Raw genomic sequence first — 10722 nt, forward strand, 5'->3', positions numbered from 1 at the left:
GGTTATAGAATATTTACAATAGATGGATCAAGGGTAAGTTTACCAAGAGAATTAATTAATGAAGGATTTATAGTGTGTTCAGCAGATCAAGGTAATTACTATCCACCAGGTTTAATGAGTTGTCTTTATAACATACAAGAAAAGGTGGTATATGACTTTAGTTTGCAAGCACATTTGAATGAAAGATTATCTGCTCTAGAACACATTCAACAGTTAGGTAGTAAAGATATTGTAGTACTGGATAGGGGATATTTTAGTTACTTAATGCTTTATAAAATCATAGAACAAAATTGTCATGTTATTTTTAGAATACCTTTTGGTATTAGAAATAATACCAATAATGAGATTATGAATTTTATAGAAACAGATCAAGAAGATAGTACTATAGATTATATGCCATCTACAACTGTTATGCATGATCTAAAGAAGGATGGTTATAATTTAAAATTTAGACCGCTAAAGGTACGCTTAATTAAACATAAAATAAATGATACAACTTATATATATGCTACAACTCTAACAGATAAGTATATTTTTCCCAAAGAATGTTTTTATGAAATTTATCACTCTAGATGGAGTATAAAAGAACTTTATAAAATCTCAAAGAGGTTTATAGAAATAGAAGATTTTCATGCAAAATCAGCTAGAGGTATTAAACAAGAATTATACGCTTTATACGCTCATATATTATTAATCAATTTATCTAGGTTTTTTGAGTTTGAAGCAGAAAAATTAATTCCATCTAACAAAAGTGAAGATAATAAATACATAACCAATACTTTTGATCCTATCTCAATGATAAAAATCAATTTTAAAAACTGTTTACTAATCGTAACGAGGCAGTTAGAAAATCTAGTATCACCTTTTCTTAAACTATCTGCTTGCCGGCTCCCTCTTTTTTCTAGAAATTCTATTAGTTCTTTCATATTTATATCCTTATTAAATCCTATAAATTTTAATATTTTGTTAAAAATGAGCTATAGCCAGAATCATAATAAAGAGTTTTAAGAATGCAATAGAAATTTAACTAAAAGTGTGAATAAATGAGTTGAAGTTGCTTTAATGATTATATATCAGTTGGTTTTTTTATAATATTTAAACGGTATTTACAAGAGTTTAATATAAAAATTAGACATTTTGGAACATAAAAGGAGCATATGGATTTTTTAGAAAACGAAGGGAAGCCCCGAAACCCTGAAAGGGCTTGGCGAGAATGACGGGACTCGAACCCGCGACCTTCTGCGTGACAGGCAGACGCTCTAACCAACTGAGCTACATCCCCTTATACATAAAGAGATAACAACATATATAACAATTCTTCTATTTCTGCAAGAGTAAAATATCTTATTTTATCAAAAAATATACAGAACCTAACGTTTAGATTTTATAGCTTATTCCTAATATTATAATCAATAGATATTTCTATTAATCTAAATTAGTCACTATTAGTTGAAGCCTTGAAAATTATTATATTTTAAAGGACTTTGTTAAAAAAGAAAAATCTATTGGTTACATCTATATTAACAAAACCTTACTTTATTAATAATTATTAGAGGTTTTATATGACTAAACCATATGTCATTAAATTAACTACTCCTTTTGAGCGTATTAAACTTTATAATCCTATACCCGATATTGCTCTTAGAAGTGCTATTATTATGCAGGCAATAATAGATGCAACTAATACTTCTACCAAGAAAGAGTCAACAAAAGCAGAATATAATGCTAAAAAGTGGCTTTTTGAAAATAATGAAAATTTTAATGCTACCTGCTTAGAAATCGGTATTGAGCCTAATTATGTAAGAAAGACTGCTAAAAAACTAATTAAATCACAACAAAATTAAAGATAAGCGTCCCAAACTTTACTGCTAAAGTTTAAATAAATTAATTTGTAATAAAACTTGAAATTACTCTAAATATAAATTAATTGTATAGGTGTTACTTAGTAACGCCTATATATTAAATTATTTCAGATTATAAAGGTTATTTATGATTATTTCAGTTTCAGCTCAACATATTTCAATCGGTAATAGCTTACAAGAATATTCAAAAGAGAGGGCTACGCAAGTCGTTAAAAAATATTTTACCGATATAATAAATATAGATATACGTTTTTCAAAAGAGGGAATTAACTTTAAATGTGATATTATAGTAAAATATGGTTCAGGTAAACATAATATAGTCAAAAGTAATGATAGTTGTAACGATATATATGTAGCTTTTGATAAAGCTATGTCAAAACTAGAAAAACAGCTTAGAAAATATAAATCAAAATTCAAAAATCATCATGCGGGTAAAGTAAAAATATCAGAAATTGCTTACGAAGGTACCAAATATATTATTAATCCGCAATCTGATAGTGAAGCCTCTAACTCTGAAGATAATGATAATCCGGCAATTATCGCTGAAAAGCCTGTAGAAATATTAAAATTATCAGTAAAAGAAGCGGTAATGAAAATGGATTTAGAAGATTTATCTGCGGTAGTATTTAAAAATATCAATAATGATCGTATCAATATAGTTTATTATCGTAAAGACGGTAATATTTCTTGGGTAGATTATAATTAATGCTTATTATCCCTTATAAAGGAGTTACGCCAAGAATCGATAAAAGTGCATATATTGTCGAAAGCAGCTCTTTAATAGGAGATGTTGAAATAGGTAGTAATTCAAGCATTTGGTTTAATACGGTTCTTAGAGGCGACGTTGAATCGATAAAAATAGGAAATAATACTAACGTGCAAGACGGTAGTGTAATTCATACTTCAAGATTTAACGGACCGGTAGAAATAGGCGATAATATAACTATAGGTCATCTCTCTCTTATTCATGCCTGCACAATACATAATAATGCTTTTATCGGTGTGAGTACTACGATAATGGATTATGCAGTAATAGAAGAATATGCTTTTATTGCTGCAGGAAGTCTTATCCTGCCAAAGAAGATAATTAAATCTAAAGAATTATGGATGGGATCTCCTGCAAAATTTGTTAGATATTTAACCGATCAAGATTTAGAATATATGCAAGATAACGTAAGAAATTATGTAAAACTTGCGAGTATTTATAATATAGAATAATCTTAATGTTTTTCTAGGGGCTTTGTTGCATGGATCGGTTTATCCGTCATTGCGAGGAATTTGCATAGCAATTGACGAAGCAATCTCAGGAGTTTGTTATTATTTCATGAGATTGCCACGCAGCCTACGGCTGCTCGCAATGACAACTCGGTATCCATGCAACAAGGCCTATTCTACACGGGAATGACATATGTATTATAAGAATCCTTAAATGCCTTAACCGTATTTTTAAGTAAAAACGCAATAGTCATCGGTCCGATGCCGCCTGGGACGGGAGTAATATATTTTACTTTAGATTTAACATTTTCAAAATCAACATCACCGATAATTTTATTGCCGCTAATTCTATTAATGCCTACATCAATTACTATAGATTCAGGATTAAAATATTCTGCAGTTAATTTTAAAGGCAAACCTATTGCGGCAACGACAATATCGGCTTTAGAAGTAATAGAGCTTAAGTTTTGTGATTTGGAATGGCAAATAGTAACACTGCAATTTTCTTTTAACAGTAAAGCACTTAAAGGTTTTCCTACTATATTTGAGCGTCCGATAATTACAGCGTTTTTACCGGTTAAATTAGGTTCGTATTTTTTTATAACTGCAAGACAACCAAGGGCGGTGCAGGGGATAAAGCCTTGACTAATCCCGCTATGTAAGTAACCGACATTTAAAGGGTGGAAACCATCGATATCTTTAGAAGGTGATACTGCCGATAAAATTTTATTTTTATCTATGGAGCTTGGCAAAGGAAGCTGAACTATAATTCCCGAAATCTCGTTATCAAGGTTTAACTCGTTGATTTTCGATATTAAATCATCTGTATAAATAGTAGTAGATAGATTTACTAATAAAGTATCGATTCCTATTTTATGTGCATTTTTTATTTTATTTTTTACATAAATAATGCTTGCCGGATTATCGCCTACTAATACTATAGCAAGCTTCGGTGAAGTGTTGGTTTGGCTTTTAAGTTCTTGAATTTCTAGCTTTAAGTCTGCTAGTATCTCATTTGCTAACGCTTTACCGTCAATTATATTATTCACTATATACCCTTGATAAATGAAATATTGATTACGAAGATCAACTTTAAAAAGAGCAAGGAGTTCACAAGGCGATGAGCGGAGCGTATAATAATACGTGAGCACCGCAGAACTTGTAGAACGACGTAGCCAATTTTTAAAGTTCATCGAGTATATTTTGTGGTAGAATACTCAAAATGTAGAGCCTTGCCGTCAAATACTCTACTATAAGCATGATGAAGGCTACTTGCTGCTTCGGCAAAACCGGTAAGAATCAGTTTAAGTTTACCAGCATAATGAGCAATATCACCAATAGCGTAAATACCTTCTATATTAGTTTGATAATAGGAATTATCTACTTCAATATGGTGAAGCTTAACATTTAAACCCCAATTTGCTAAACTACCCAGATCTTGTTTTAAACCAAAAAAAGGTAGTAATATATTGGCATCCAATTTGCGAGTATTATTTTGTAGATCTTTAACTATAACCGATTGAAGTTCACTATTATTACCATCTAAAGCATTTAATTGATAACCGGTTACTAACTCGATTTTACCGGTTTCTGCAATATGCCTTAATTGCCTTACGCTTTCAGGGGCAGCCGTAAATTTATCCCGCCTATGTACTAAATATATTTTATTTGCAATCTCCGAAAGAGAAATAGCCCAGTCAACAGCCGAATCCCCGCCGCCTGCTATAACTATATTTTTACCCGCAAATTTGCTTTTATCATTGATGAAATAAAAAACCGACTTGCTTTCAAAATCTTCAATATTTGCAAGGGGCGGTTTATTCGGTCCGAATGAACCTGCTCCTGCTGCAATAATAATAACTTTGCTTTTAATAAGAGTGTTTTTTGAGGTTTTAATTTCGAAAAAATCATCTTGTTTATTTAGCTCTATAGCTTGCTGATTTAAGTGATATACAGGCTTAAAAGGAGCTGCTTGAAGCTCTAATTGTTTTATTAGCTCTTCTGCTGCAATTTTAGGATATGCCGGTATATCGTAAATAGGCTTTTCAGGATATAGGATAATACACTGACCGCCAATAACTTCTTGTGCATCAATAACATGACATTTTATGCCAAGCATTCCTGCTTGAAAAACTGCAAATAATCCAACCGGACCGGCACCTATTATTACAACATCAGTATTATACATTACTTTTTATATTTAAATTTTAAAAAGGATTTTATTGGATATTGAGGAAATAATCAATTGTTATTGTGTTGAGGTTCTGCACACTTTTAATATTTAATCATAATTATGACTCTTTTTAGCTGCAAATTATAAGATTTTTTTGAAATAGGAACAACTATTACTACAAAAATCTTATTAATTTTCGCTTAAAAATATCTCATAATTATAATCATTAATCAAAAGCGTACAGAACCTAGATAGATTATGTCCTAACTTAGCCCAGTTAAGAATTTTTTGATCTCTAGTAAGTAGAGTAGCTCTAAGACATTTTACTGTTGCTACAATAATTCTATCAGTTGGGGCACCATGAAAATCATCCATAAGAGAAATGCTTTTAGCAGCAATCTCCAGAAAAATATCTTTAATAGATAATCCGTTGATATTTGTTATAGAGTTTAGAAAGTCCTTTATAGGTTCGTAAATATTAATACGCTTTTTAAAGTTAGGCATAGCTATTTCCCATAATGAGATAGAACTTGGAATAATTGTGAATTTTCTTGAGCTAAATTGATTTTGTGTTTTATTTGTTCTGATAATTCTTCAGGTTGTAATAGTGACCACAATAAAACATGGGTATCTAGTACTAAACCATTATTAATGTTCTGCATTCCATTATTTCTTCTATTGGTTCTAATATATCCGCTTTTATCTCGGTTTTGTTTTTTAGCATACCAAATATTGAGATCTTTTTAGTATTTATAGGTAATATTTGTGCTACTTCCCTATCTCTTTGGTAATTATAATAGATTCCTTATCTGTTTGTAATTTTTCTATTATTTCAAGACAATGAGACTTAAATTGACTTATTGCTATTTTAGTAGCCATTTTTATACTCTGAAAAAATAAAAGTATTATTATTACTATAATAGTCGATTATATTTCTATTTATAACAAGCTAATAATTCTGTGGGAAAAATATCATAAATTTATATTAAATATGAGTTTACCTTTGAAAATAGACTGAAACACGACGATTTAGAAGAAATTTATAGTGAACTTTCTGATAAATTCCCTTACTGGGATCATACATTAGCTCCTTCTAAAACGATTGAAGTGACTTTTCCAGACAGAGATCCAGGATATTATGTTGTAGAAGTTGATTGGATAGTGGCCGACACACCACGTAAATTTGTTTCATCGTTTATTGTTGAATATAAGGATGAGGTTACACCGATAGGTCTTAATACGAATGATGGAGAATGCCTTTAACGTTATTCCCGCATAGATAAGGTCTTGTTGCATGGATCGGTTTTCTTTCTGTTACGCTGTGACTTGATCACGGGATGACAGAGATGGAATCGATCCTTAAACTTATGCCTATGCAGAAATATAACTTGGAACCACGCAACGATGCCTTACTTCCACAGGATTAAGACTGCTTGTGCCTTAAGAAAGCATAACATTTGTAAAAACTATTCTATATAGTAATCAAGGGTGATTTGTGTCAAGTCAAACATCTAAAAAAAAATAAATATTTATATTGAATAAATTATTATTCTCGTGTTTACTTAGGTGAAGATTCTATACACTGAATATGGTGTCATTTTTTTCAAAATAAGCATTATAAATAATGCCTACAACCCATTAGTACCTATAATGAACACACTTAAAAAAAATAAATTTCAAATAACTATAAACAACAACCATAACAATTTACTTACTCCTTTCGGTAAAGCTATTCTGCGAGATCGATATCTTATGAAAGGTGAGGATTTTCAAGATTTATTTGCAAGAGTTTCTAGTTATTATGCCGAAAATAAACAGCATGTTCAGAAGTTATATGAATATATGAGTAAAATGTGGTTTATGCCGGCAACACCAATCTTAAGTAACGGCGGAACGGACAGGGGGCTTCCTATTTCATGCTTCTTGAATGAGACCGATGATAGCTTAGACGATATAGTAAATTTATGGACGGAAAATGTTTGGCTTGCTGCACGCGGTGGCGGGATTGGAAGTTATTGGGGTAATGTTCGTTCTATTAATGAAGGGATTCGTGATAAAGGTCATTCATCCGGTATTATACCGTTTATTAAAGTAATGGATTCTATGACTCTTGCTATTTCGCAAGGTTCTATTAGACGAGGTTCATCGGCTGTATATTTGCCTATTAATCACCCTGAAATTGAAGAATTTATCGATATAAGACGTCCGACAGGTGGGGATGTTAACCGTAAAGCTCTTAATATTCATCACGGTATAGCTATAACCGATGAATTTATGAAAGCCGTTGAAAACAATACGGATTTTGACCTTATTAGTCCTGCTACCAAAAAAGTCGTAAATAAAGTTAGAGCAAGAGATTTATGGGTTAAATTATTAACTACTAGAATAGAAACAGGTGAGCCTTACTTGTTATTTATTGATAGTGTTAATAAATCCATACCTGAGCATCATAAAAAATTAGGGCTTCAAGTTAAAATGTCCAATCTTTGTAGCGAAATTACATTGCCGACGGGAATTGATCATTTAGGAAAGTCAAGAACTGCTGTTTGCTGCCTTTCCTCTTTAAATTTAGAGTATTATGAAGAGTGGAAAGATGATAAAGAATTTATCCATTCTATTATGTTATTCCTTGATAATGTTTTAGAAGACTTTATTAATAAAGCACCAGATACTATGGCAAGAGCTAAATATTCGGCTTTGCGTGAGCGAAGCGTTGGGCTTGGCGTAATGGGCTTCCACTCATTTTTGCAAATGAAAAAAGTACCGATAGAATCTGTTATGGCCAAAGTTTGGAATAAAAAAATATTTGAATATATATCTGCTGAAGCCGATAGAGCCTCAATAGAAATCGGTAAAGAAAAAGGAGTATGTCCTGATGCTCTAGATGCAGGAAGTAATGAACGATTTAGCAATAAAACCGCAATAGCACCTACCGCCTCAATTTCGGTAATAGCAGGTAATGCCTCACCTGGAATAGAGCCGTTTGCCGCTAATAGCTTTGTACAAAAGACTTTAACCGGTTCTTTTAACGTGCGTAACAAACATTTAGAAAAGTTATTAGAAGAGAAAGGATTTAATAATGATCAAGTCTGGTCTTCGATTGCAACACATGAAGGATCAGTGCAACATTTAACATTTTTATCCGAAGAAGAAAAACAGGTTTTCAAAACCGCTTACGAAATTGATCAGAATTGGCTAATTGAACTGGCAAGTGATCGTACTCCTTACATTACGCAAGCACAATCTTTAAACATCTTTTTACCGGGTAACATTAGTAAGAAATATTTAAATAATATTCATTTTAAAGCCTGGAAAAAAGGAGTAAAAAGTTTATATTACTGTAGATCCACGTCAATACAACGAGCCGATAAAGTGTCGCATGATGTACCAAAAGCAGATTTTAAAGACTTAGAGAAACAAAACGATAAGTTAGCAGAAGCCGGTAACTACGAAGAATGCTTAGCTTGTCAGTAAGTATAATATAACTATGCAAAGATATTTAGACCCAACAAATGATGTAGCATTTAAAAAATTGTTTATGGATAAAACAAGGTTACTAAGCTTTCTCAATAATATTATGAGGTTACCCTGAAGAGTTAAGGATTATCGACCTTGAATATATTTCAAACGAACACGTACCGGATTTAGGGCAGAATAAAAGGAGTATAGTAGACGTAAAAGTTAGAGATAACTCCGGCAATATTTATATTGTTGAGATGCAAAACGGCTATGCTGATGCCTTTTTAGCAAGAGTACAATTTTACGGTTATATAGCATTTTCTTCGCAATTAAAAAGAGGAAAAGAATATGCTGATCTAGCTCCTGTAGTAATGGTAGTAATTACTTCTGGATTTCAGGCATTACCCGAGGAAAAAGAATGTATTAGCTATCATCAAACTATTAATGTCGGCAACGGTAAGTATCAACTTAAATGCTTGTCTTACGTATTTGTTGAATTAGACAAATTTACCAAAGAAGCAGATGAGTTAGAAAGCTTAGAAGATGATTGGTTATATATGATGGCTAAATTTGATAGAGCCAAAGAACCCCCGAAACATACAAAAGATGTAGTATTATCAGCCTATAAAACTATTGGACAATTTAACTGGAGCGAAGCAGAATATGATAATTATATTAAAGCGATGCTTACTGCTCAAACGGAAGAGTTAAATCAAAAAAGTAAATATAATGAGGGGAAAGCTGATGGGAAAATTGAAATAGAAAAAAATGCTAATTAAAGGAATGTTGCTAGAAGATATTATTGAGCTTACAGAATTATCTCCGGAAGAAATAGAAAAGCTAAAAGAATAGAATATGAAACAATACATAGATGTGACACCAAATCAAAAAAGTAAGTATACGAAGGTAGAGCTGAAAGCGAAATTGAAGCAGCAAAAAACGCATTACTTGAGGGAATTGATATAAATACTATATCAAGAATAACGGGGTTATCAGTTACGGAAATAGAAAAATTAAAAGAAAAATTATGTCATTACTTGATGCAAGTCCAATTTATAAACCGTTTTCATATCCATGGGCATATGAAGCTTGGCACACTCAACAAAAAATTCATTGGTTACCGGAAGAAGTACCGCTTGCCGACGATGTTAAAGATTGGAAATATAACTTAACTCCAGGGGAAAAACATCTATTAACGCAAATATTTCGTTTTTTTACACAGGCAGATATTGAAGTGAATAATTGCTATATGAAGCATTATTCACGAGTATTTAAACCGACTGAAATATTAATGATGTTATCGGCATTTTCTAATATGGAAACGGTACATATTGCAGCATATTCACATTTACTTGATACGGTAGGTATGCCGGAAGTAGAATATTCGGCATTTCTTAAATATAAGGAAATGAAAGACAAGTATGATTATATGCAGCAATTCGGAGTGGATACCAAAGAAGATATAGCAACTACACTTGCAGTATTTGGAGCTTTTACTGAAGGATTACAGCTATTTGCTTCTTTTGCGATCATGCTTAATTTCCCTCGTTTTAATAAAATGAAAGGTATGGGTCAGATTATTGCTTGGTCAGTGCGTGATGAAACGCTTCATACTAATTCAATTATTACTCTGTTTAAGACTTTTGTAAGAGAAAACCCTGAAGTTTGGACGGAAACGCTGCGTAAACGTATTTATGAAGCTTGTACGACTATTGTGCATTTTGAGGATGCCTTTATTGAACTTGCTTTTGAAGTTGGCGGTATTGAGGGGTTAACGGCATATGAAGTAAGACAGTATATTCGTTATATTGCTGACCGTCGTTTAATGCAGCTAGGACTCAAAGATGTATATTTGGTAAATCATAACCCGCTTCCTTGGCTTGATGAAATGCTAAACGGAGTCGAACATACGAACTTTTTTGAAAATAGAGCAACTGAATATTCAAAAGCAGCGACTACCGGTTCATGGGAAGAAGTATTCACTGAGATGGACGCCAAAAGCGGAGGCTAAAT

11 protein-coding genes, 1 tRNA gene and 2 pseudogenes are annotated in these 10722 nt (G+C 32.1%); 8 read left to right on the forward strand and 6 right to left on the reverse strand.

Features of this window, described 5'->3' with window-relative positions; genetic code table 11:
• Positions 1-9: 9 nt before the first annotated feature.
• Positions 10-1008 (forward strand): transposase, encoded by a 999-nt coding sequence (locus tag D6968_RS01870; RefSeq protein ID WP_121543018.1) that lies wholly within the window; start codon positions 10-12, stop codon positions 1006-1008.
• A 197-nt stretch (positions 1009-1205) separates the two neighbouring features.
• Here D6968_RS01870 and D6968_RS01875 read toward each other — a convergent pair.
• Positions 1206-1282 (reverse strand) — tRNA-Asp (locus D6968_RS01875).
• Positions 1283-1562: 280 nt separating this feature from the next.
• Here D6968_RS01875 and D6968_RS01880 point away from each other — a divergent pair.
• The 3 genes and pseudogenes from D6968_RS01880 (at position 1563) to D6968_RS01890 (ending at position 3080) form a co-directional block, all read left to right on the forward strand.
• Positions 1563-1872 (forward strand): annotated as a pseudogene (locus D6968_RS01880) (hypothetical protein).
• A 117-nt stretch (positions 1873-1989) separates the two neighbouring features.
• Positions 1990-2568: a ribosome hibernation-promoting factor, HPF/YfiA family gene (hpf, locus tag D6968_RS01885; protein WP_121543022.1), complete on the forward strand. Its 579-nt coding sequence runs from the start codon at positions 1990-1992 to the stop codon at positions 2566-2568.
• On the forward strand, positions 2568-3080 hold the full coding sequence (locus D6968_RS01890) for a gamma carbonic anhydrase family protein (RefSeq protein WP_121543024.1): 513 nt from the start codon (positions 2568-2570) through the stop codon (positions 3078-3080). Before hpf ends, D6968_RS01890 begins: the two co-directional genes overlap by 1 nt.
• Positions 3081-3253: 173 nt before the next feature.
• On the opposite strand, the gene folD is transcribed toward D6968_RS01890, so the two are convergent.
• The 5 genes and pseudogenes from folD to D6968_RS01915 form a co-directional block, all read right to left on the reverse strand.
• The gene (gene folD, locus D6968_RS01895; RefSeq protein WP_121543026.1) at positions 3254-4126 is read right to left on the reverse strand and encodes a bifunctional methylenetetrahydrofolate dehydrogenase/methenyltetrahydrofolate cyclohydrolase FolD; all 873 of its coding nucleotides are present in this window, start codon (positions 4124-4126) and stop codon (positions 3254-3256) included.
• Between the two features lie 140 nt (positions 4127-4266).
• Entirely contained in the window at positions 4267-5265 is a 999-nt protein-coding gene (locus D6968_RS01905) for an NAD(P)/FAD-dependent oxidoreductase (protein ID WP_121543028.1), read from the reverse strand.
• A 174-nt stretch (positions 5266-5439) separates the two neighbouring features.
• Complete coding sequence (locus D6968_RS05730) at positions 5440-5754, reverse strand: PIN domain-containing protein (RefSeq protein ID WP_245969063.1); 315 nt, start codon at positions 5752-5754, stop codon at positions 5440-5442.
• 2 nt (positions 5755-5756) lie between these two features.
• Positions 5757-5912, reverse strand: coding sequence for a PIN domain-containing protein (locus tag D6968_RS05735; protein WP_245969065.1), 156 nt, complete (start codon positions 5910-5912; stop codon positions 5757-5759).
• Positions 5899-6129 (reverse strand): annotated as a pseudogene (locus D6968_RS01915) (type II toxin-antitoxin system Phd/YefM family antitoxin). Before D6968_RS01915 ends, D6968_RS05735 begins: the two are co-directional and overlap by 14 nt.
• A gap of 228 nt (positions 6130-6357) precedes the next feature.
• On the opposite strand from D6968_RS01915, the gene D6968_RS05740 reads away from it, so the two are divergent.
• The 4 genes from D6968_RS05740 to D6968_RS01935 all read left to right on the forward strand — a co-directional run bounded on the left by D6968_RS05740 (position 6358) and on the right by D6968_RS01935 (position 10720).
• Positions 6358-6513 carry a hypothetical protein gene (locus tag D6968_RS05740; RefSeq protein ID WP_008580442.1) on the forward strand — a complete coding sequence of 52 codons (156 nt, stop codon included), beginning with the start codon at positions 6358-6360 and terminating at the stop codon, positions 6511-6513.
• Between the two features lie 387 nt (positions 6514-6900).
• Positions 6901-8724: a ribonucleoside-diphosphate reductase subunit alpha gene (locus tag D6968_RS01925; RefSeq protein ID WP_121543030.1), complete on the forward strand. Its 1824-nt coding sequence runs from the start codon at positions 6901-6903 to the stop codon at positions 8722-8724.
• Positions 8725-8870: 146 nt separating this feature from the next.
• Positions 8871-9488 (forward strand): Rpn family recombination-promoting nuclease/putative transposase, encoded by a 618-nt coding sequence (locus D6968_RS01930; RefSeq protein WP_245969101.1) that lies wholly within the window; start codon positions 8871-8873, stop codon positions 9486-9488.
• A gap of 248 nt (positions 9489-9736) precedes the next feature.
• Entirely contained in the window at positions 9737-10720 is a 984-nt protein-coding gene (locus D6968_RS01935) for a ribonucleotide-diphosphate reductase subunit beta (RefSeq protein ID WP_032138612.1), read from the forward strand.
• Positions 10721-10722: the final 2 nt, after the last annotated feature.

It is taken from the genome of Candidatus Rickettsia colombianensi, assembly GCF_003664375.1.
In the GTDB taxonomy this organism is placed as follows: domain Bacteria; phylum Pseudomonadota; class Alphaproteobacteria; order Rickettsiales; family Rickettsiaceae; genus Rickettsia; species Rickettsia tamurae.